At 60.5% G+C, this 21,659-nt stretch carries 14 protein-coding genes and 3 pseudogenes; 6 read left to right on the top strand and 11 right to left on the bottom strand.

The genetic code is table 11. The features are described 5' to 3' along the window. Positions 1-153: 153 nt before the first annotated feature. The 4 genes and pseudogenes from IEW17_RS16165 to IEW17_RS16150 all read left to right on the top strand — a co-directional run bounded on the left by IEW17_RS16165 (position 154) and on the right by IEW17_RS16150 (position 7,259). Positions 154-1,237: pseudogene (locus IEW17_RS16165) on the top strand (IS701 family transposase). Positions 1,238-1,285: 48 nt separating this feature from the next. Then, positions 1,286-2,290 carry an IS701 family transposase gene (locus IEW17_RS16160; RefSeq protein WP_188563097.1) on the top strand — a complete coding sequence of 335 codons (1,005 nt, stop codon included), beginning with the start codon at positions 1,286-1,288 and terminating at the stop codon, positions 2,288-2,290. Between the two features lie 319 nt (positions 2,291-2,609). Beyond that, a complete protein-coding gene (locus tag IEW17_RS16155) occupies positions 2,610-5,795 on the top strand; it encodes a SusC/RagA family TonB-linked outer membrane protein (protein WP_188563096.1) in 3,186 nt (1,061 codons plus the stop codon). Between the two features lie 24 nt (positions 5,796-5,819). After that, positions 5,820-7,259 carry a RagB/SusD family nutrient uptake outer membrane protein gene (locus IEW17_RS16150; RefSeq protein WP_188563095.1) on the top strand — a complete coding sequence of 480 codons (1,440 nt, stop codon included), beginning with the start codon at positions 5,820-5,822 and terminating at the stop codon, positions 7,257-7,259. Between the two features lie 101 nt (positions 7,260-7,360). Here IEW17_RS16150 and IEW17_RS21025 read toward each other — a convergent pair whose 3' ends face one another. The 6 genes and pseudogenes from IEW17_RS21025 to lon all read right to left on the bottom strand — a co-directional run bounded on the left by IEW17_RS21025 (position 7,361) and on the right by lon (position 15,505). Continuing rightward, the gene (locus tag IEW17_RS21025) at positions 7,361-8,332 is read right to left on the bottom strand and encodes an IS4 family transposase (protein ID WP_229749060.1); all 972 of its coding nucleotides are present in this window, start codon (positions 8,330-8,332) and stop codon (positions 7,361-7,363) included. 289 nt (positions 8,333-8,621) lie between these two features. Beyond that, positions 8,622-8,816: pseudogene (locus IEW17_RS21020) on the bottom strand (IS4/Tn5 family transposase DNA-binding protein); the annotation flags it as partial. Between the two features lie 32 nt (positions 8,817-8,848). Beyond that, positions 8,849-10,162 (bottom strand): annotated as a pseudogene (locus IEW17_RS16135) (IS3 family transposase). A gap of 147 nt (positions 10,163-10,309) precedes the next feature. Further along, positions 10,310-11,716, bottom strand: a complete 1,407-nt coding sequence (gene hslU / locus IEW17_RS16130) for an ATP-dependent protease ATPase subunit HslU (protein WP_188563093.1) — start codon at positions 11,714-11,716, stop codon at positions 10,310-10,312. Between the two features lie 174 nt (positions 11,717-11,890). Continuing rightward, entirely contained in the window at positions 11,891-12,952 is a 1,062-nt protein-coding gene (porQ, locus tag IEW17_RS16125; protein ID WP_188563092.1) for a type IX secretion system protein PorQ, read from the bottom strand. A 132-nt stretch (positions 12,953-13,084) separates the two neighbouring features. Continuing rightward, complete coding sequence (gene lon, locus IEW17_RS16120; protein ID WP_188563099.1) at positions 13,085-15,505, bottom strand: endopeptidase La; 2,421 nt, start codon at positions 15,503-15,505, stop codon at positions 13,085-13,087. Positions 15,506-15,805: 300 nt separating this feature from the next. On the opposite strand from lon, the gene IEW17_RS16115 reads away from it, so the two are divergent. After that, entirely contained in the window at positions 15,806-17,986 is a 2,181-nt protein-coding gene (locus tag IEW17_RS16115; protein WP_188563091.1) for an OmpA family protein, read from the top strand. 86 nt (positions 17,987-18,072) lie between these two features. On the opposite strand, the gene IEW17_RS16110 is transcribed toward IEW17_RS16115, so the two are convergent. The 5 genes from IEW17_RS16110 to IEW17_RS16090 are packed head-to-tail and all read right to left on the bottom strand — an operon-like array spanning position 18,073 to position 21,050. Then, positions 18,073-18,519 carry a 3-oxoacyl-ACP synthase gene (locus IEW17_RS16110; protein WP_188563090.1) on the bottom strand — a complete coding sequence of 149 codons (447 nt, stop codon included), beginning with the start codon at positions 18,517-18,519 and terminating at the stop codon, positions 18,073-18,075. 6 nt (positions 18,520-18,525) lie between these two features. Beyond that, on the bottom strand, positions 18,526-18,858 hold the full coding sequence (locus IEW17_RS16105; RefSeq protein ID WP_188563089.1) for a hypothetical protein: 333 nt from the start codon (positions 18,856-18,858) through the stop codon (positions 18,526-18,528). Between the two features lie 9 nt (positions 18,859-18,867). Beyond that, on the bottom strand, positions 18,868-19,311 hold the full coding sequence (locus tag IEW17_RS16100) for a hypothetical protein (protein WP_188563088.1): 444 nt from the start codon (positions 19,309-19,311) through the stop codon (positions 18,868-18,870). Further along, entirely contained in the window at positions 19,312-19,536 is a 225-nt protein-coding gene (locus IEW17_RS16095) for a hypothetical protein (RefSeq protein ID WP_188563087.1), read from the bottom strand. 17 nt (positions 19,537-19,553) lie between these two features. Then, positions 19,554-21,050 carry a GH3 family acyl-acid amido synthetase gene (locus IEW17_RS16090; protein ID WP_188563086.1) on the bottom strand — a complete coding sequence of 499 codons (1,497 nt, stop codon included), beginning with the start codon at positions 21,048-21,050 and terminating at the stop codon, positions 19,554-19,556. A 169-nt stretch (positions 21,051-21,219) separates the two neighbouring features. Here IEW17_RS16090 and IEW17_RS16085 point away from each other — a divergent pair, with 169 nt between their 5' ends. Continuing rightward, complete coding sequence (locus IEW17_RS16085) at positions 21,220-21,654, top strand: OsmC family peroxiredoxin (RefSeq protein ID WP_188563085.1); 435 nt, start codon at positions 21,220-21,222, stop codon at positions 21,652-21,654. Positions 21,655-21,659 lie beyond the last annotated feature (5 nt).

Genomic DNA, 21,659 nt, shown 5'->3' with positions numbered 1-21,659 from the left:
TTTTCTGGCTTTTGCGGTCCTTTTGCTGCGTAAAATACCCCCTGATGAGAAACCCTAAACAGGCTCCGTATTTACCTTGGGTATTAAAGGGCTAGGCCAATTAAATTACTGATGTTACGCAGTCGTTGGGCATCTTAGCCCGTTTAGTAGCTTATGATGACTTGCACGCTGGACCTGTACACGGATTATTTGCTGAGTTCGACGGGTCCGACGACGGCCACGGGCTTATCGCGGCTGCTGGACGGGGCGTTGAGCCACGACCACATCACGCGCTGGCTGAGCCAGACCACCTACGGCCCGGCCGACATCTGGCGGCAGGCCAAGCCCCTGATTCGGCAGGCCGAAGCCCAGCGGCCGACCGAAGAGTTTGCCGTGCTCATCGTGGACGATTCGGTGCTGGAAAAGGCGCACACTGACGCCAACGAGCTGATTTGCACCCATTGGGACCACAGCCAGCAGCGCTACGTCAAGGGCCTGAACTTCGTCAGCCTGCTCTACCAGGCCGCCGACTTGGCCCTGCCCATCGCCGTCGAGCTGGTGCGCAAAACCGTGCCCGTCTACCAGCCCAAGACGCAGAAAACGAGTTATCAGAGCCCGTTCACCAAGAATGAGTATTTGCAGCAGATGCTCCGCGTAGCCCAGCAACAGGTGGCCTACCGCTACTTGCTGGCCGACAGTTGGTACGCCTCGGCCGAGAACATGACCCTGGTGCGGGCCCTGGGCCATCACTTTCTTTTTGCCCTCGAAAGCAGCCGCACCGTGGCCCTGAGCGAAGCCGACCGCGCGCAGGGCCAGTTCCAACCCGTGCAGTCGCTGGTGTTTGCCGATACGCAGCCCTTGCGCGTCTATTTGCGGTCCGTTCAAGAGGCGGTGCTCGTAACCAGACAAGTCTTTACAAACCAAGACGGGAGCCGGGGTATTTTGTATCTGGTCAGCAGCGACACCGACCTGGACCAGGCCCGGTTGACCACGATTTACCAGAGACGGTGGAAAAGCGCATCAAGCTTTTTGTGTGGAAGAATACCACAAGTCGCTCAAACAGAACGCCTCGATGGCAAAATCACCCACCAAAACCCTGACCACGCAAGCCACGCACTTCTTCGCCGCCGTGCTGGCCTACACCAAACTGGAGGTGCTCAAGCTCAAATGCGGCATCGGCCATTTTCGCCTTAAAGCCCAACTCTATACCGTCGGCCTGAAAGCCATGTACCATCAACTCACCTTACTCCGTGCGTAACATCAGTAATAGGACTTACGCAAAAGGTGTAACTTGAAAGGAAAAGCCATGAAAGTGACGGCGCAACTCTACGGGCAGTTTCTGGTGAGCAGCCAGGTGAACTATACGGGCACGTACCTGGCCGACCACCTGGACGGGCTCACCCACGACAACGTGGCCTACTTTCTCAAGACCCACCATTTCACGCCACGCCAGCTCTGGCAGCAGGTGCGCCCGCAGGTGGTGCTCAGCGCCCGGGGCTACGTCTTGTTCGACGACACGGTGCTCGACAAGCACCACAGCCGGCGCATCGAACTGGTCCGTCGCCAGTACAGCGGCAACGCCCACGGCGTGATTGCCGGCATCGGCCTGGTCAATTGCGTGTACGTCAACCCCGATACCGACCAGTTCTGGCTCATTGACTACCGCCTCTTCGCCCCCGACGTGGACGGCAAGACCAAGCTCGACCACGTGGCCGACATGCTGGGCCAGCTGGCCCCGCGCGGTGTTGCCTACCGTACGGTTCTGATGGACAGCTGGTACGCCACCACGGCCCTGTTCAAGTGGCTGCTGGCCGAAGGCAAAACGTTCTACTGCCCGCTGAAAAGCAACCGCCTCGTCGACGACTCCGGCGGCCGGCAGCCCTACCAGCCGGTGGCGCTGCTCATCTGGTCGGCCACGGAAGTGGAACGAGGCAAAGTACTGAAAGTAAAAGGGATGCCCAAAGACTGCAAACTGAAACTTTTCCGCGTACTGGTGTCCACCCACCGGACGGACTACCTCGTGACCAACGAGGCCGAGCCCCGCGACACGGCCGCTGCCGAACAAGAAAGCAGCGTCCGCTGGACGATTGAGCAGTTTCACCGCGAACTCAAGCAACTCACCGGCGTGCAGGCCTGCCAGTGCCGGCTGGCCCGCAGCCAGCGCAACCACATCGCCCTGGCCGTGCGGGCCTGGACCCGGCTTAAACAAGCCGCCTACCAGACCCAACAGACGGTATATCAACTCAAACAAGCGTTTTTGGATGAGTATATGCGACATGAATTAATCAAACCAACCCTGCTTTTTGCGTAAGTCCTAAGTAAATTATCGAGACCAATCGGCCGGCCGCGCCGGTGGGTAATCCGCTAGGGCACTATTCACGTGCGGATGATTCCATAGAGCAGGACTTCCATTGAAGGATGAAAAATGGAGCGCCGCACCTGCATTTTCAGTCTTATTTGAACTTTTTGTTGATTTTCTAATTCGCTTCATTTGGAGGTCTTTTTTCAATCACTAAATAGATTCGTTGACAAATTCATCAAAATCTGGTGTTCCTGAACTATTTTTGACAGTGAAATCCCACCTTCACAGTTTCTCCATCAAACTCTCTTATCCATTTCTTTTCTTTAATATGAAAAAAATCATACTCATGAGCTTGGTGCTCATGTTTACCCTTCTCAACGGAGCGTTTGCCCAGACGCGCAGCATCTCCGGACGGGTAACTGACCGAAAAACTAACGAGGGCTTACCCGGCGTGACGGTGCTGGTGAAAGGCACGACCAATGGTGCTTCGACCAACTCGGACGGTGGCTACACCCTCAGCATACCCGAGTCGGGTGCCACCATCACCTTCAGCTCGGTAGGCTACATTAGCCAAGAACGTCCCGCAGGCAGCGAATCCACCATTGCGATTTCATTGGTGCTCGACGTGAAGCAGCTGAGCGAAGTGGTAGTAACCGGCTACGGCGGCTCGCAGGATGTGAAAGACATCACGGGTTCCATTGCGCAGGTTAAAGAAGAGAAACTATTGCTTCAGCCTGTGGTCAGCGTTGACCAAGCCTTGCAGGGCCGTATGGCCGGTGTGAACATCAACACAACCAGCGGCACCTTGGGTGACCAAGCCGTGATTCGCATTCGCGGCGCAAGCTCCATCTCGGGCAGTTCGCAGCCTCTAATTGTACTCGACGGTGTTCCGCTGAACAGTTCGGACCAAGCCAACGTCCTTGGTGCCCGCTACAATCCTTTGGCCGATATCAACCCTAACGATATAGCGTCAGTAGATGTATTGAAAGATGCCTCGGCCGCAGCCATCTACGGCTCACGTGCCGCCAATGGCGTGTTAGTTATCACTACCAAGCGTGGCAAATCGGGCCAGAACCGTGTCGCCTTTAACTCCTTCTACGGTTTCCAGGATGCTGTTAGAACCCCCAGGGTTCTCAATGGAGACGACTTTAATACCATCTCCAACGAAAAGGCCGCTAACGCCCGCGCTGGCAGCGTGGGGGCTCCCGGAAACGTAGGCAACACCAGCATTCCCGCCGGTGGCATTGCGGCCAATATCGACGTGAACGGCGACGGCCAACCCGACCGCACCGACTGGATTAAAGAGATTTTCCAGCGCGGTACCCAGCAGAACTATCAAGTGGCGCTATCGGGCGGCAACGAGTTTGCCTCGTACTACGGCTCGGGCGACTGGAACGACCAGAAAGGCATTATTATCAGCAACCGTCTGCGTCGTGGTTCGGGACGAATGAACCTGGACCTAACTCCTAAGAAATGGTTGAAGAGTGGCGTGAGTCTGAGCTACGCCAAAACCTACAACCAAGGTATCAACGGCGAGAACGCGCTTGCCGGTGCGACCGTGTCAGGCTACACGGCTCCCCCTAACGTACCGGCCTACAACTCTAATGGGACATACTACCTCAACACGCTGGGCAACCTGGGCAACGGCAACAACGCCATTCCAAGCACTTATGCGCCCAACGCCTACTTCCACATTCCAGGTACTCTGCGCGAAAACCGCAACGATAACACCTCACAACGTATTTTGGGCAATGGCTACTTTACGGTTGAGCCTGTAAGTGGCCTGCGCCTGACAACCAAGTACGGTATCGACTACACTAACAACTTCGAAGACCAGTACAACAGCCCCATCCTGGGTGGTCTCGGCCGTCAGGTGGGCTCGGGCCTTGTGCAGGACTACAACACTACCCTCACCCAGTACAACTGGCAGAACTACGCCAACTACGACCGTACGTTCAACGAGAAGCATACGATTGGCTTAACTGCCGGTATTGAATATCAGGAGAACCGTGCCAAGCGTATTTACAGCGTTGCCAACGACTTCTCGGACAACAAGTTCCAGGCTATTCTCGACGGCCTCTATTCGGGCACGCTAACGGGTGGCGGCACGGAGTTCAACTCGGGCTTCCAATCGTACTTCGGCAGCACAAACTACAACTTCGATAACCGCTACTATGCTTCGTTCACGCTGCGGGCTGATGCGGCTTCGAGCTTTGGCGCCAACAACCAGCGCGGGTATTTTCCCGGCGGCTCGGTGGGCTGGCGCGTGTCGCAGGAAAGCTTCATGAAGAACATCACGGCCATCAACGACTTCAAGGTACGGGCCAGCTACGGCCTGGTTGGTAATGCCCAGGTAAACCAGAACCCACAAACTGCCGCATACGCTTCGCGTACCCTCATCGGCGGTGGCCAGTACGCCGACGTGAACGGCTTCAGCATTTCGCAGGTTGGCAACCCTGGCTTGCAATGGGAGACTTCAAAAAAGCTGGACATCGGCTTCGACGCTGCGTTGTTGGGCAACCGCGTAAACGTAACGTTCGACTTCTTCAACAACGATGTGAGCGGCCTGCTGCTGGCAGCACCAGTGCTTCGCACCACGGGTATTCCCAATGCTTCGGTAAACCGCAACGTGGGTTCGATGTACAACCGCGGCGTGGAGTTGACCCTGAACACGGTGAACGTGCGCCTCGATAATGGCTTCACCTGGAGTTCAAACATCAACGGCACCATCCTCAAGAACCGCGTAACGGAGCTGGCTACCCCGAACGACATTATATCGGTTAACCAACGCGCAAGCCTCGGCAGCAGCCTGGCCATTTACTTCCTGCCCCGATGGGCTGGGGTGAACCCCGCCAACGGCAATGCCCAGTTCTTAGACAAGGATGGCAACATCAAGCAATACGACGCAGCTTTCACCACTAATTCCGGTGCTACGCAGGGCCGCTGGCTCACCGCTTCGGGCGACGTGACGACGGCAATCACCACGGCTGACTTCAAATACACGAACAAAACGGGTTACCCCACCTTCTATGGCGGCTTCGACAACACGTTTGCCTTCAAAGGCCTAGAGTTGGGCATCTTCCTGCAGTACAGCGGCGGCAACATGATTTATAACGGCTACCGGCAGGCCTTGCTTAGCAACAGCCTCCAGAACAATGAAGAGGAAATCAAGGACCGTTGGACCACCCCTGGTCAGCAGACCGATATTCAGAAGTTGGTACTACGCGATGTCATTTCAACCCAAGCTTCGACCCGGTGGTTGGAAAAAGGTGACTTCCTGCGTGTTCGTCAGTTGAGCCTGGGCTATAACCTACCCGAGCCGCTCATTAAACGCCTGGGCCTGAACAGCCTGCGCGTGTACTCGCTGGTGCAGAACGCCTACAACTTCACTGGCTACAAAGGCTTGGACCCCGAGGTAAACACCAACCGCGGTGCAAACATCGCCTACGGCGTCGACGGTCGCTCGGTGCCCCCGGTTCGTAGCTTCACCTTCGGCCTGAACGTAGGAATTTAATCTTTGCTTCTCTCCTCTCTAGATATGTTTCACAACACTAAATTGCGTCAAGCCGCCCTCGGCGCTTTGATACTCGCTTCGGCTGCCAGCTGCGACGTTCTGACCCAGGACCCGCCCACCGCACTGACCGATACGGATGCTTTTGCTAACCCCGACCGCATTGCCAAATCGGCCGTGGGTATGTACGACCAGCTGCAGAACGCCGAATTCCTCGGCGGCCGGGCCCTCATCTACGGCGACGTACGGAGCGACGACACCAACCCCGCGGGCTTCTTCGGCACCGTATCGACCTTCAACCAGCAGCCCAACGACGGTATTGCTCAGAATGCTTGGACTGGTGGCTACCGCACGCTGTACGGTGCCAACTATTTCCTGCAGCAAATTGTGAAGAATACCGGTAAAACCACGCCCGCTCTGGAAGCGCAGTACACTGCTGAAGCCAAGTTTATCCGCGGTTTGGTGTACTTCAATCTGGTGAATCTGTTCGCACAGCCCTACGTCTTCACGGCTGATGCCTCGCACCCTGGGGTGCCGCTGCAACTCACGGCTCCCGACGCCAGCACCGCCTTCGACGCGAGCCAGAATCTGGCCCGCTCCACGGTGAAGCAGGTGTATACGCAGATTGAGCAAGATTTGAACGACGCCATTGCCGGCCTGCCGGAGACCTACACAACGGCTTTTGATAAAACCGGCCGCGCCACCAAAGATGCTGCCCGTACCCTGCTGTCGCGTGTGTACCTCTACAAAGGCCAGTACGCTGAAGCCGCCGCAATGGCCAACACGGTTATCACCGGGGCCCGCCACACCCTCAACGCCAGCCCAGCCACGCCGTTCAACGCCATCAGCTATCAGACTTCCGAGTCCATCTTCTCGGTAGCCATGAACTCTGCTGACAACCCCAACACCAACAACGCCCTGGGCCAGCATTACGCCCGCCTGCGCCGAGCCGACATTTCGGTCACGCCTTATGCCCGGATTGACTCTACTCAGTTCCGCAGCAAGGACCGTCGCCGCACGCTGTTGCTCGACCCGCCTGCGTTCCCAGCTACTGCTGCAGTCAACGTTTTCACGCTAAAGTACAACAACGCTTCTTTTGACTACGTGCCGATTACCCGTTACTCGGAAGTGCTGCTAAACCGTGCCGAAGGCTTGGCTCAAGCCGATGCTGGAATCAACACCGATGCTATTGCCTTGCTGAACACGGTGCGTCGTCGTTCGCTACCACTCATTCCTGCCTACCCCAGCTTCACCATTGCCAATTTCCTCACCAAGCAGGCTTTGGTTGATGCCATCCTGTTTGAGCGGCGCCTGGAGTTGGCTTTCGAAGGCCACCGCTACTACGACCTGATGCGCAATAAGCGTAACTCGAGCCGGATTAACTATGGCGATGACAAAGCCATTTTCCCAATTCCGCTAGTCGACACGCAGCAGAACCCTAACTTGGCGCAGAACAAAGGCTACTAAGCCCTCGTTTTTACCCATAATAAAAAACCCCGGCCAAATTGGTCTTGTCCTTACCCAAAACTCAAAAAGCACCGGCCGGCAGGTCGGTGCTTTTTTGTCTGTTATTCATCAAGCAGTTGCGCCGCCATGTTCACGCCCTCCACGAGCAGGCGCAGGCTCCGGCGGCCGAGCCAGAGGGTTTGCCAGCCGGGTGGGCCGTCCCCTTTGCGGCCCAGGTGCCCACCCAGCGCGGCCAAGGCTAGGTATACGGCGCGCACTGTATCCAGGGGGCGGTGGCTTTGGTGGCGCAACACCCGCAACTCGATGGCCGTCAGGCCGGCCGCTTCAGCGGGCAAGTCCGGCTCGAGCCGGCTTTTCTCGCGTAAGTCCACCAGGGCCAGGGCCACTACACTCAGCAGGGCCACGGCGGCGAAGAGCCGGGCCGCCGTTTGCAGCTGCAGCTTTTCGGCCCCCAGGCCCGTTTTCAGGGCTTTGTGAAAGTCCTCAATCAGCCAGCGACTGGCGTACTGGCGGGCGCAGGTCAGGGCTTGGGCGAAGTCCGTGACGGGCTGGTCGCAGAGCAAGAGCCACTCCAGGCCGGGGGCTGCCCCGGGTCCTGTTTCTTCCCAGACCCGCACCACGCTGGCGGGCACGGGCGCTCCCTTTCCCGTGGCCCCGCCCGGCCGCTGCGGGGCCCGCAGGGCCAGGGCCGGGCTGAAACTTACCTGCAACACCACCGCGCGTGCCGGCTGGCGGGGCCGCCCGCGCAGGGCCAGGGCAAAGGTGCCGGCGCTGGGTTGGGCCCGCGCCTGCTCGAAGAGGCGGCCGGCGGCCGTTTTGTCCGCCCCGGCCACCAGGGCCCGGTTCTGGGCGGCCCGCACCACAGCCCAGCCCCTGGGCTTGGCACTGCTGCAAGTGCTCGTAGATGTCGGCCCCGCGGTCGGCCACGACCACCCAGCGCGTGCCCGGCGGCGGACTGCCGACCGCCCGCAGGCGCTGCCCCCACAGGGCCGACTCGCGTACGCGGCCCTGGCGCGGGCGGGAACCGCCGTTCGGGTGCGCTTTTTCGGCGTCGGGCACGGGCTGGCGCACATGGTATTGCTGGTCCAGCAGGCCCAGCAGTGGCAGGGCCGGCCGTTTGGCCACCGGGTCGGGGTCGGTGGCGGGCCAGGCGGCGGCCACCAGCGAGTGCAGCAGCACGCCCTGGCTATAGGCTTTGCCCGGCCCCACCGGCCCGAGGCCCGCCCGGCGCTCGGCGGCCCCGGGCCAGCTCAACTCCGTCGTGTCCTCGACCAGCAGGTAGGTGCCGGGGGCCTGCAGCTGCCTGGTAACGACCTGTCGGTGATGGGCTTGCAGCGCCTCTGGGGTCGTCTGCGCGTGGCCCAGCAACTGGTAGGCGGCTTTGCCGGCGTAGGCCTGCCCCTGGCTCAGGCGCGGAATCGTCGCCCCCGGCTCCCGCGCCCAGCCGGCCGCCAGCCTCACCACGCGCCGGTTGCGGCGCACGTCGCCCAGCCCTACCTCACCAAAGTGCGTGTGCGCCCACTGCGACGCGTCCCCAAAGTCCGTCGAAATACTCATGCTCGCAAGCTACCCTCTACTGTCTCGTCCGGCTATTTGTTGACAGGAATAAGGCAAGGGCCCCGCTTGGATTTTCCGGCGGGGCTTTTTGCTTGCAGATGGACTTGGTTGGGGGTTAAATAGTTTAGAGCCAGGTGGGGGCGCTCCTCGTTGTAGAGGTGCACGGCCTAGTCGACCAGCAAGCGGGCCTGGGCCCCGTCGTCGGGCAGCACAAAGAGGAATTCATCTTTTAAAATGCCGTTGACCCGTTCGGCCAGCGCGTTCTGGTAGCAATCGTAGCCGTCGGTCATCGAGCAGCGCAGCCTGGCTTTTTTCAGGGCCGCTTGGTAGGCATCGGAGGCGTACTGGCTGCCGCGGTCGGAATGGTGGATGCAGTCGGTGGCGGCCCGGCCGGCCCCGCGCACGGCCCGGTCCAGGGCGGCCAGGCAGCCGGCCGTGTGCAAGCTGGCGTGGACGTGGTGGCCGACGATGCGCCGGGAAAACGCGTCGGTGACCAAGCTCAGGTAGACCGTGCCCTGCCGGGTGGGCAGGCAGGTGATGTCACTGACCCATAGTTGGTTGGGAGCCGTGGGCTTGGGCGCGTCCTTGACCAGGTTGGGGTGGCAGTGGAAGCGGTGGTGCGAGTCGGTCGTTTTCGTGTAGCTGCGTTTGGGGGCAATCAAGAGCCCGTGTTGGCGCAGCAGGGTGAACAAGGCATCGCGCCCGCAGGCGACGCCCTGCGCCCGCAGCAGCGGGGTGGATTTTATGCCGCAGCTTGCGCGTGCCCAGGCGCGGCAGCTGGGTGCGCACGGCCCGCACCTGCACCAAGACCTGCTCGGCGCGCACCGTCTGCCGGGCCTGACGCTGGCGGCGTTGGTAGAGGCCCTGGCGGCTCACGCCGTAGAGCTGGCAACTGCGCTGCGTGCTCAAGGTTTTTTCGGTCCCCAGGCGGCGAACGGCCGCCGGAGAGACTTTTTTGGCAACGGGATGCCGTGGTCCTCCACCACCACTTGCAGTATCGTGCGCAGCAACAAATTCAGGTCCTGGGCATCTTTTAGTTCTCTGGCAGCCAAGCGCTTTTGCTCGCGCAACTGCGTTTCGAGCTGCTTGATGCGCTGTTCCGGGGTCGGGTCCACGGCGGGGGCGGTGCCGGGGGAAATGGGCCCGGCAGCCTGAAAAGTCACGAACTGGCTGGCGTAGCGCCGGCACCAGGTCAGGACCGTGCTGCGGCCCTGGATGCCGTAGCGCCGTTGGGCTTGTTTGTAGCTCAGCTCGCCGCGGCCGACTTCGCCCACCACGGCCAGCTTAAAGGGCAAACTGTAGTCACGTTGACTACGCCGCACGCGCGGCTCAGAGGGGTTTTGCATGACATCTTTCGGAAAAGTGTCAACATATAGCCGGACAAGACATACACGCAAAAAAAAGCGCCGGCCTACTGGCCGGCGCTTTGCAAAAGTTTTGGGTAAGGACAAGCCAAATTGGTCGGGGTTTTTTATTTTCCTTTTTGCTCTCACCTACAGAATATACTGGCTCAAATCCCGGTTCTTCACCATGTCGCTCAGGCGCTCGTCGACCAAGGCGGCAGTGATTTGGATGTGCGCGTTCGGGCCAATCTTGTCGGGCACGTCGTAGAGAATATCGTTGAGCAGACGACTCATGACGGTGTGCAGGCGGCGGGCTCCGATGTTCTCGACCTCGGCATTGACTTCGGAGGCAATTTCAGCGAGGCGCTCCAGGGCGGCATCGTCGAAGGTGAGGGCTACCTCTTCGGCTTTCAGCAAGGCCTCATACTGCTTGGTCAGGGCATTTTTGGGGTCTTTGAGGATACGGAAGAAGTCGTGCTTGGTCAGGCTTTGCAGCTCCACGCGGATGGGGAAGCGGCCCTGGAGTTCGGGAATAAGGTCGCTGGGCTTGCTGACGTGGAACGCGCCGGCAGCGATGAACAGGATATGGTCGGTGTTGACGATGCCGTACTTGGTGCTCACCGCCGAGCCTTCCACGATGGGCAGCAGGTCGCGCTGCACGCCCTGGCGGCTCACGTCGGGACCGCCGCCGCCGCTTTTGCCGCCGCTGCTGGCTACTTTGTCGATTTCATCAATAAAGATGATGCCGGCGTTTTCGCACTGTCGGATGGCTTCATCCTTCACGTCGTCCATGTCGATGAGCTTGGCGGCCTCTTCGTCGAGGAGGAGCTTTCGGGCTTCGGCCACGGTCACTTTGCGCTTGCGGGTTTTCTTGGGCATCATGTTGCCCAGCATGTCCTGCAGGCCGGAAAGGGTACCTTCGTCCATGCCGGGAGGGGTGCCCATAATGCCCACGCTGGGGCCGGCCTGCGCCACCTGAATTTCGATTTTGCGGTCTTCGAGCTCGCCGTTTTTGATTTTCTGGCGAAACCGCTCGCGGGTGCGCTCGTTGAGCTCGGCGTCGGACTGCGGCATGTCGTCCCCTCCCCCACTGCCGAAGCCGACGCCGGTTTTGGCCCCGGCAGGCTGGCTGATGGCCGGAATGAGGGCATCGAGAATCAGCTCTTCCACCGCGTCGGCGGCCTGGGCTTTCACAGCTTCCTGGCGGCGGGCTTTCACGCGGCTCACGCTTTGCTCAGCGAGGTCGCGCACCATGCTTTCCACGTCGCGGCCCACGTAGCCGACTTCGGTGAACTTGCTGGCCTCTACTTTCACGAAGGGGGCATCGGCGAGGTGAGCCAGACGGCGGGCAATTTCGGTTTTGCCCACGCCGGTAGCCCCAATCATGAGGATGTTGTTGGGCACTATTTCGGCCTGCATGTCGGCTGGAGCGTGCAGACGGCGCCAGCGGTTGCGCAGGGCGATGGCCACGTGGCGCTTAGCCTCGTGCTGGCCGATGATGTACTTATCAAGCTCGGCCACGATTTGGGCCGGGGTCAGAAAGGTGTCGTTGAGCATGGGGTGGGTAAGTGGATAGATGGGTTGGGGGCAAAAGAACTGTCATCCTGAGCGAAGCGAAGGACCTTATCGCGCTTGCACCGTTTTGATTACTGCAAACAGTTCTACGGTAATAAGGTCCTTCACTACGCTCAGGATGACAGTTCTTTTCAAATCAGAAACAGTGCGGTGCGACTATTCCTTCCGCTTAAACAGCGAATCCAGATTGCGCGACAACGTGAAATACTCACTGGAACCAGCCGCCTGCAAGGTGGCGTGCGTGTAATCAATCTGGAAGGTGCTAATCTTAAGCATCACGCCAAAGCTGAGGCCGGCGCTGCCGCTGGTGTTGTCGAGGCGCAGCTCGCGGCGCATAAGGTGGTTGTAGCCCACGCGGAGGTTCAAGCCCTTGCCCAGCACCAGGGCAGCACTGGCGGTGAAGTGCCGAGCCAGGTTATCGCCGAAGCTTCTGGTGGCTTTCTTCTCGTTGCCGCTGGCATCGAGCTGGCCGCGGGCGTTGGGGTCGAGGTACTGAATGTTCCACTGCTGCAAGTGATGGGCCGTGAGCGAGAAGCGCACCGGCATGTGCTCGGGCTTGATGGTAGCCCCAAGCTGTACATCGAGCGGCAGGGGACCACGCTCGGTGCCGGGGTAGGGCGAGAATTGGTAGCCCACGTTTTTCACGGCCAGGCCGGCCGTAAAATCCGTGGTGGGATGCTTGTAGACCACGCCGGCATCGCCCACGCCGGCCAGCGAGCGACTGCCGGCGATGCTGGATACGGCTAGCTTGGTGGTGGCCCCGAAGGTGAATTTGCCTTTGGTGTAGGAGTCCGATACGCCCACGGTGTACTCGTTCACGCCAAACGTGCCGAGGCTGTTGCCGGCCGCGTCGTAGCTCTCGAAGTTGCCGTAGCTGAGGTAGGTGACGCCCACGCCAAAGCGCCCGTACTTCTGGGTATTGAAGACGTAGGCGGCGGTGCTCTGCTTGATATCGGCCACGTAGGCCACGTAGCTCAGAGCCAGGCGGCCATCCATTTCCGGATTCAACAGCGCCGGGTTGGCAAACAGCATGGTGGGGTCGTTGTTGCGGGCCGACACGTTCATGCCGCCCAGAGCCGCCTGCTGGGCGCCGGTAGGCAAGTCCAGGAATGGAAATACGGTGCGCCCACCCAGCTGCTGCGCGGCAAGGGGCCGGGCGCCCAATACTCCCAACAACAGGCCAAAACCAGCGACGCGACAAGCGGAAAAGTGCTTCATTAATCTAAGATAAGCGAGAAGAAGGGCCTCCTGCCGCTCCCAACGCACCTGCATGGTCAAAAAGTACCCCAGAGCGACCATTTACTCGTTCCGAACGGGTAAATGGTCGCTTGGGACGAGCAATCGGGTTCTTTACTGCACCTCCACGCTGGGGCCGGGCAATGGCACGGGCTCGTCGCGCACGGGCAGCTTTTGTGGGTGCGGCACCAACTCATCGAGCAGGGCCACGCGAAGCACGTCGTCCACGCGGTCGGCATAGTGAATGGTGAGACCTTTGAGGTAGTCCTCCTGGATTTCCTCGATGTCCTTGCGGTTTTTGGGGCAAAGGATGATGTCCTTCATGCCGGCGCGGCGGGCGGCCAGCAGCTTTTCCTTGATGCCGCCCACGGGCAGCACCTTGCCGCGCAGGGTGATTTCGCCGGTCATGGCCAAGCGCGGGCGCACCCGGCGCTGGGTGAAGGCCGAGGCCATGCTGGTAAAAATGGCGATGCCCGCGCTGGGGCCGTCCTTGGGCACGGCTCCCTCGGGGAAGTGAATATGCAGGTCGTATTGCTCGAACAGGCGGTAATCGATGCCAATCTCATCGGCGCGCGAGCGCAGGTAGGACAGCGCCGTAATGGCCGACTCTTTCATCACATCGCCCAGCTGGCCGCTCAGCGTGAGCTTGCCGCGCCCCCGGCTCAGTAGACTTTCCACGAAGAGAATGTCGCCGCCCACGCTGGTCCAGGCCAGGCCCGTTACCACGCCGGCAGTATCGTTGTCCTGGTACTGGTCGCGGTCGAAAATGGCCGCGCCGAGAATTTTGCGAATTTCAGCGGGCTCCATCACGGCGGGGAGGGGCTCTTTACCGGCCTTGCGGCGGGCCAGGTTGCGGGTCACGGCGGCCAGCTTGCGCTCCAAGCCGCGCACGCCCGATTCCCGGGTGTAGTCGTCGGCCACGCGGTGCAGGGCGGCATCGGTGATTTTCACCTCGGCTTCACCCAGGCCGTGCTCCTTCAGTTGCTTGGGCCAGAGGTGCTTGCGGGCAATTTGCACCTTTTCCTCCTGGGTGTAGCCGGTGAGGTCGATGATTTCCATGCGGTCGCGCAGGGCGGGCTGGATGGTGTCGAGCGAGTTGGCCGTGGCAATGAACAGGACCTTGCTCAGGTCGTATTCCACCTCCAGATAGTTATCGGTGAAGGTGGCGTTTTGCTCAGGGTCCAGCACTTCGAGCAGGGCCGAGCTGGGGTCGCCGCGGAAGTCCGAGCTCACCTTGTCAATCTCATCGAGGATGATGACCGGGTTCGAGCTGCCCGACTTCTTAATCTGGGCAATGATGCGGCCGGGCATGGCCCCCACGTAGGTTTTGCGGTGCCCGCGAATCTCGGCTTCGTCGCGCACGCCGCCCAGGCTCATCCGGATGTACTTGCGGCCCATGGCGTTGGCAATGCTGCGGCCCAGGCTGGTTTTGCCCACGCCGGGCGGGCCGTACAGGCACAGAATTGGCGCTTTCAGGTCCTGCTTCAGCTTGAGCACGGCGATGTACTCCAGAATCCGCTCCTTCACTTTCTCGATGCCGAAGTGGTCGGCGTCGAGGATTTTTTTGGTCTGCTTGAGGTTGAATTTATCCTTGGTGTATTCGCCCCAGGGTAAATCGAGCAGAAACTCAACGTAGTTTATGCTCACCGAATAGTCGGGAGCCATGGGGTTGGTACGGGCCAGCTTCTCCATTTCCTTCTTGAAGTGGAGCGCCACGGCTTCGGGCCATTTCTTGGTTTCGGCGCGGGCCCGCAGGCGGTGCACGTCCTCGTCGGGGCCGTCCTGGCCCAACTCATCCTGCAGGGTTTTGAGCTGCTGGCGCAGGAAGTACTCGCGCTGCTGGGCATCTATCCCGGTATGGGTTTTAGAGCGAATGTCCTGTTTAATTTCGAGCAGCTCGGCCTGGCTCAGCAGGGCTTCGAGCAGCAAGCGGGCCTGCTGTTCGGGGTCGGCCAGGTTCAGCAGCTTTTGCTTGGCGGGCAGGTCGAGCTGCACATTGCTCGACAAAAAGTGCGTGAGGAAAGCCGGCGACTGAATACCGTCGAGCATGGCCCGGGCTTCCATCGGAATCTCGGGCGTGAGTTCCAGCACTTTGGCCGCAGCCTCGCGCAGGGCCTGCAAAAGGCCAAACTCGCCGGGAATTTCGGGGTTCAGCGCCACTTCCGAGAAATAGCTGACGCGGGCCGTGAGGGGCGCGAAGCTCAGCTGCTCCTCAATGCTGAAGCGTACCTGCCCCTGCAAAATAATGGTAATCTGACCGTCGGGCTGCTCCAACAGCTTCAGGATGCGGGCCAGGGTGCCCACGGGATGTAGTTCGTCGGTGGTCGGCTCGTCGGCGTCGGGGTTGAGCTGGGCTACCACGCCGAGCAGCTTGTCAGCGGCATAGGCTTTGCGCACCAGCTTCACGCTTTTCTTGCGCGTTACGGTCACGGGCAGCACCACACCTGGAAACAGCACGGTGTTGCGCACGGGCAGTAGGGGCAGCGTGGGCGGCGCATCGTCGCTACGCAGGAGGTGGTCGGGGTCGGCGGCCATAATGGCAATGGCTTCGGGCTGAGAATTAGTGTTGCCAAGCGTCCGAAACGACGCTTTAGCGGATGAATAGGAAGTTGCCAAATGCATGAACGGGAATGAAGCAGAAGCGTGGGCCACAGGTGCCAGATTGGCAGCTTACAGTCCTCCGGGTAGGAGGCTACAAGATACACGTTGGCGGCGCGTTTGTGCGTCAAGGGCCGTGCCAGGGGGCCAGAACCGCCAAAGCGGCGCATTGGACCGGGCGGCCAACGCGTCGCTTTGGCTAATTCCCTAATTTGTTGGCAACTTGCGCACTATTCTATGTCCAAAACTCTACTCTTGTCGGCATTAGTACGTCGTTGCCTCCTATTGCTGCTGTTGAGCACGGCCGGCTGGCTCGCGACCGTGCCCAGTGCGCAGGCCCAGCGTCGGCCCACCAAACGCATTCCGGCCGCCGCCTCGCCCTCAGCCGATACCACCAGCGGCGGGGCCTCCGCCGCGCCCAAAAAAGCGGCGGCCGTGCCTGCCAATAAGACTACGAAGCCCGCGCCCGCAGCCCGGCCGACCAGCCCAGCCGGCACCTACCGCGTGCGCGGCCTTAACAGCCGCACGAGCCGCAAGCTGCGCCTGCGGCCCGATGGTACGCCCGACTTCGTAGACATTAACCGTTACCCCTATTTTGAGGATAAAAAGGCCCTGCGCGCCATTGCCAAGACCGAGCGCCGCCGCCAGTACCACCAGACCCGGGTGCTGCTGGAAAGCTACGTGGCCCGGTTCGGGCCCACCAACTTTGCCAGGAATACCGACATGCTCTGGCGGCTGGGCCAGCTGCTGGAGCGCGACAGCCAGACGGTGAAAGCCAAGGCCTACTACCGCCTGGCCCTCAAGCACAGCCGCAGCGACATCAAACGCATTCAGCTCTACTACGACTCGCTGGAACAGAAAAATCAGGCCTTGTACGTGCCCCTGAAAACGTACTATGACCTGGTGGAGTACCGCAAGAACCTCAACACGTTTCACCCGCCCAAGGGCGTGTACACGAGCATGGGCGACGCCATCAACAGCAAGGCCCCCGACTACGGCCCGGCGCTGGCCGGCAACGACTCGCTCATCATCTTCAGCAGCAAGCGCAAGCGCCGTGGCCTCACCGGCGTGGTAGACGAGGACCTGTACACCTCGCGCAAGGAAGGCGTGAGCTGGAGCGATGCCGAGCCGCTGCCCAAGCCCATCAACTCGCCCAACAACGAGGGCTCGGCGTGCCTGAGCAAGGACGGCCGCACCATTTTCTTCGCCCGCTGCGAGTGCGCCACCTGCCACGGCAATTGCGACCTGTTCACAGCCACGCGGGGTAAGGACGGGAAGTGGAGCACGCCCAAGTCGCTGGGCAACCAGGTGAATTCGCCGGCCTGGGACTCGCAGCCCACGCTTTCGCAGAATGAGGACACGCTATATTTTGCCTCCGACCGGTTGGGCGGCTTCGGGCTGTCCGATATCTACTACACCCGCAAGCTGCGCAACGGGCAGTGGAGCCCGGCCGAGAACATCGGGCCGGTTATTAATACCCGGGAGAACGAGGTGAGCCCGTTTTACCACCCGCTCTACCACGTGCTGTACTTCAGCTCGCGCGGGCAGCTACTGAATTTCGGCGATTTCGACATTTATAAAACCTACCGCGTGGGCGGCCGCTGGCAGGAGCCGCGCAACATTGGCCCGTTGGTGAACGGTAAAGGTTCGGAGTACTACTTCACCATCGACCGCGAAAGCAAGAACCTCTACTACGCTCGCTCCGAGGCCCAGGAAATCAACAACCTCGACCTCTATTCCTTCCCGCTGCCGATGGAGGCCCAGCCGCTGGCCACTACTAAAGTGGAGGGCACGCTCATCGACTCGGTGAGCAGCAAGCCGCTGAAGGGCATTGTGAGCATCATCGATACCGACAACGGCATTGAGGTGGCCAGCAAGTTCATCCGGCCCGACGGCACGTTCGACTTTGAGCTGATTGAGGGCTCGCACTACGCCATGCTGATTCAGAGCAACGACTTTTTCTCAGTGGAGAAGCAGTTTGCGCTGAAAGGCGACACGGTGATGACGCTGCTCACAAACAGCATCAACTACAAGCTGCCGCTGATTTTCAAGAACCTGGAGTTTGAGCAGGGCAAGGCCACGGTGCTATCTAATATGCACACCACGCTGGACCGCATTTCGCTGTTTCTGGTCGACCACCCCACGTTCCGGCTCAGCATCTCGGGCCACACCGACACCAGCGGCGACCCCGACGTGAACGAGAAGCTCTCGCAAGACCGCGCCGAGGAAATCCGCCGCTACATCGAGCGCAAGGGTAAGCTCGCGCCCAACCGCATCGAGAGCTTCGGCTACGGCTCTTCCAAGCCGCTGAAAGATGAACTGACCGACGCCGACGCCAAGGTGAACCGCCGCGTCGAGTTCCGCCTCCTCAAGCCCGACGCCGACAGGCCCGCCGACGGCGGCGGCGAGTGGAAGTAGCTGTAGCGTGGACTCTGCGAGTCCGCGCATGGAGGCGTTAGGAGGTAGTTCAGGTATCGTTCACGCGCGGACGCGCAGAATCGCCCCTACTCCACTGCCAGCACCCGCACCGCCTTGCCGTTGAACGCGGCTTCCTGCCCGGCCCGCAGCCCCTTCAGCGCCACCGCCACCGGCGCGGCGGCCGATACGGCGAATACGTCGTGCCCCTCCAGCTTGCCCGCGCTGATGCTGATGTAAAAAAACCCCAGGCTGGTGTGTGCCAGCGCACCGGGCCGCACGGTATCGCACGGAGCGTCGGGGCTGATGCGGCCCAGCTCGGCTTGCAGCTGCTGGGCCTGCTGCATGTGGGCAGCATTGCGGTCGCGCTCGGCATTGGCCATTTCGCGGCCGGTTTCATACTTATCGCCGGCGCTGCTCTTGGTTTCGGAACTGGACGATTCCTGAGCCGCCTGCATGGCCGTGCGGGCGGCGGCGATGCGCTGCTCGATGAAGGCGTGGCAGAGGACGTGGAGGGCGGGTTTGGCAGAATTCATGAAAGTCTAGTGGCTAAAGAAAACTACCGTCCCTACCAAAGCACCGATAATAGACAGTGTTGCAGCTTTAAGTGCGAACCGGCGCGCATTGATGAAAGGCAGAGGAGTAAACCAAATTACCAGCACATTGATAAGGATTGGAACAAGGCTTAAAGCAAAACCAAACAGAACAAATGCTCCGAAACGCAGCAAGAAATTTTCTACCAAATGCTCTTTTAGAAGCTGGTGGGTTTCTCGGTTTCCTAAGTAGAAGGCGAAAGCCAGAAATGCTACGGCGGCAAAAATCACCCCGCCAGCTACCGTATTAAAGATTTTGAGAAGCAGAAGAAGCTTGGGCATCGGGCTAAGTTAGTGGGATTCCAGCGCGGCCTTTACCTTTTCGGTCCACTGCGTATCCTCGGGCCCTACCACCAACACTCGGAAGCCGTGCCGCTCGCCCTCAATGCGCACGCCTTCCGAATCGTCAACCAGCAAGTCGATGCCGAAGCTGGGCGGATGCTTGGTGCAGCGGACCCGCGCTTCGCGGTCGTGCCGCTGCTGGTTTACCACGCCATCCAAGCGGATGCCGTGCAGCCACAATAGCTTACGGATGTGCCATGTGCTGCGGTAGGACGTAGTGTATACCCATACTTCCCAGCCATGCTGGCGGCAGTGGTCGGTTAATGGCTTGATTCCTTGCCGAAGCCGTTCGCCGCCCAGCAGCTTGGCCCAGATGCGGCGTTGGGGATTTTCCAACGGGAAGTCGTGGCCACAACGGATGAGCGTGTTATCGAGGTCGAAAGCGAATCGCATTCAGTGTGACAACTCACTATTCGTTAAGTCAACTGCGTTTCTGCTAAAGTCTTGCTGGCGGCCCAGTTCACGGAGGGCCCGAAGAGTTTCAGCCTGATGGCGCAGATGTTCTACTACTTCCCGCTTTTCAGCAAAAGACATTTTCTGCCAGTGAGCCCGGTCCTCCGCATTTTGGTCGGCGTGTAAAGTTGTTTTGCGGGTAACGGTTTTATCGAGACGAAGCATGGCTAAAGTTACGGATTTTAACCGGCGCTAGTCAGCCCCTCCGCCACCTTCCGGTCGTTCCCCAGCCGCGGCACCTTGTTCTGCCCGCCTAAGCGGCCCAGGCTTTTCATGTAGCGCTGGAAAGCCCCGGCCGGTAGCGGCGTGAGTTGCAGCGGCACCAGGATATTTCCTTTGCGAAGGTCGTCGTAGTAGGAATTGCGGCGGCGCAGGGCAGCATCCAGCGCGGCGGCGAAAGCGGCGGCATCCTGCGGGGGGCGGGCGAACTCCACCAGCCACTCGTGGCGTGAGGGCGTGGCGGGGTCGTCGCTCACGAGCGGGGCCACGGTGAATTCGATGACTTCGACTTCTAGGGATTGGGCCATGACTTCGCGCAGAGCCTGTTCTACTTCCTCACCGATGACGTGCTCGCCGAAAGCCGAGAGGAAGTGCTTGATGCGGCCCGTGACCACCACGCGGTGCGGCCGCAAGCTCACGAAGCGCACGGTGTCGCCGAGCGAGTACGCCCACAGTCCGGCGTTGGAGGTGAGAATGACAGCATATTGCTGGTCCAACTCCACGTCGGCAATGGTGAGGCGGGGAGCGTCGGGCTCGAAGAACCGCTCGGCGGGCACAAATTCGAAGAAGATGCCGCTGTTCAGGAGCAGCAACAGGCCCGGGTTGCCGGGCTCATCCTGGAAGGCCAGGAAGCCCTCGGAGGCGGGGAACAGTTCAATACTATCAACCGGCCGGCCGATGCTCTCGAAGAGCTTGGCGCGGTAAGGTTCGAAGTTGACGCCGCCGTACACGAAGAGGTTGAAATCGGGAAACAGGTGCTTGATGGGCCGGCCGGTGCGGGCCGTGAGGCGGTCGAAGTACATCTGCACCCACGGCGGGATACCCGAAATCAGGGTCATCTGCTGCCCAAGCGTTTCGTCCACGATGCGTTCCAGCTTGGTTTCCCAGTCTTCGATGATGTTGGTGGCGTAGCTGGGCAGCTGGTTGCGGCGCAGGTAGGCCGGCACGTGGTGGTTGGCAATGCCCGAGAGCCGGCCGGTGCGGATGCCGTGGTGCCGCTCCAGCTCCGGCGAGCCGGACAGGAATATGAGCTTGCCATCGAGAAACTGGCTGCGGCCGGTGCCATGAATGTAGTGCAGCAGCGCATCCTTAGCCCCGTTGATATGGTTCGGGATGCTCTCCTTGGTTATCGGAATGTACTTGGTGCCGGAGGTGGTGCCGCTGGTTTTGGCCAGGTACAGCGGCTGGCCGGGCCAGAGCACGTCGGCCTCCCCGGCCTGCGTACGGTCGAACCAGGGCTTGAGCGCCTCATAGTCGCGCACAGGCACCTGCCGGGCCAGGTCGGCGGGGGTGCGCACGCCGCCCAGGTCGTGGGCGCGGCCGAAAGCGGTGCCGGCGGCCGTGGCCGTTAGCTTGGTCAGCAGTCGCGTTTGGGTACCTACGGGGTCGCACTGCCACTGCTGGTCACGGTGCACCACGTAGGCCGCCAGCGGCCGGCTCAGGGCCGATTTCAATCCCATAATCCGAAGTAAAACGCCATTGAAGGGGCGGCGAAGGTACGTTGGCCGAGTTTGCGAACGCACCGCTCAGCAACTTGAGTAGCTTGCCGCCGTTAGGCTTTGTAGCCGTCCGTACACCGGTCGGCGAAAGCTTACTTCACCAACCCACCAAACCACCAACTCCCCCATCATGGCAGACCACAAAGGCACCGCCGCCTGGACCGGCGACATCAAAGGCAGCGGCATCCTCAGCACCGAAAGCGGCACGCTGAACGCTCCCTACTCCGTTGGCAGCCGCTTCGAAGGCAAGCAGGGCACCAACCCGGAAGAGCTCATCGGCGCGGCCCACGCCGGCTGCTACACCATGTACCTGACCAGCGTGCTCACCAAGCATGGCCACACGGTGCACACCATCAACACGACCAGCACCGTGACGATGAACCCTAACAACGGCCACCCCGTCATCGAGCACATCCACGTGAGCACCGAAGGCCACGTGAGCGGCGGTAACATCACAGCCGAGGACTTCCAGCAGCACGCCGAAGACGCCAAGGCCAACTGCCCCGTATCGAAAGCACTGAGCGCCGTACCCAAAATGACGCTGGACGCGAAATTTGTCGGCTAGTTTTT

It is taken from the genome of Hymenobacter frigidus, assembly GCF_014640435.1.
Taxonomy (GTDB): Bacteria; Bacteroidota; Bacteroidia; order Cytophagales; family Hymenobacteraceae; genus Hymenobacter; species Hymenobacter frigidus.
This window is presented reverse-complemented; position numbering and strand designations above follow the sequence as displayed.

Coding starts and splice junctions, on each gene's coding strand:
- IEW17_RS16105 (WP_188563089.1), bottom strand. CDS start 18,858: ATGCCCAAGCTTCTTCTGCTTCTCAAAATCTTTAATACGGTAGCTGGC.
- IEW17_RS16095 (WP_188563087.1), bottom strand. CDS start 19,536: ATGCTTCGTCTCGATAAAACCGTTACCCGCAAAACAACTTTACACGCC.
- IEW17_RS21025 (WP_229749060.1), bottom strand. CDS start 8,332: ATGTGCGCCAGCCCGTGCCCGACGCCGAAAAAGCGCACCCGAACGGCG.
- lon (WP_188563099.1), bottom strand. CDS start 15,505: ATGGCCGCCGACCCCGACCACCTCCTGCGTAGCGACGATGCGCCGCCC.
- IEW17_RS16115 (WP_188563091.1), top strand. CDS start 15,806: ATGTCCAAAACTCTACTCTTGTCGGCATTAGTACGTCGTTGCCTCCTA.
- IEW17_RS16090 (WP_188563086.1), bottom strand. CDS start 21,050: ATGGGATTGAAATCGGCCCTGAGCCGGCCGCTGGCGGCCTACGTGGTG.
- IEW17_RS16155 (WP_188563096.1), top strand. CDS start 2,610: ATGAAAAAAATCATACTCATGAGCTTGGTGCTCATGTTTACCCTTCTC.
- porQ (WP_188563092.1), bottom strand. CDS start 12,952: ATGAAGCACTTTTCCGCTTGTCGCGTCGCTGGTTTTGGCCTGTTGTTG.
- IEW17_RS16150 (WP_188563095.1), top strand. CDS start 5,820: ATGTTTCACAACACTAAATTGCGTCAAGCCGCCCTCGGCGCTTTGATA.
- IEW17_RS16085 (WP_188563085.1), top strand. CDS start 21,220: ATGGCAGACCACAAAGGCACCGCCGCCTGGACCGGCGACATCAAAGGC.
- hslU (WP_188563093.1), bottom strand. CDS start 11,716: ATGCTCAACGACACCTTTCTGACCCCGGCCCAAATCGTGGCCGAGCTT.
- IEW17_RS16160 (WP_188563097.1), top strand. CDS start 1,286: ATGAAAGTGACGGCGCAACTCTACGGGCAGTTTCTGGTGAGCAGCCAG.
- IEW17_RS16100 (WP_188563088.1), bottom strand. CDS start 19,311: ATGCGATTCGCTTTCGACCTCGATAACACGCTCATCCGTTGTGGCCAC.
- IEW17_RS16110 (WP_188563090.1), bottom strand. CDS start 18,519: ATGAATTCTGCCAAACCCGCCCTCCACGTCCTCTGCCACGCCTTCATC.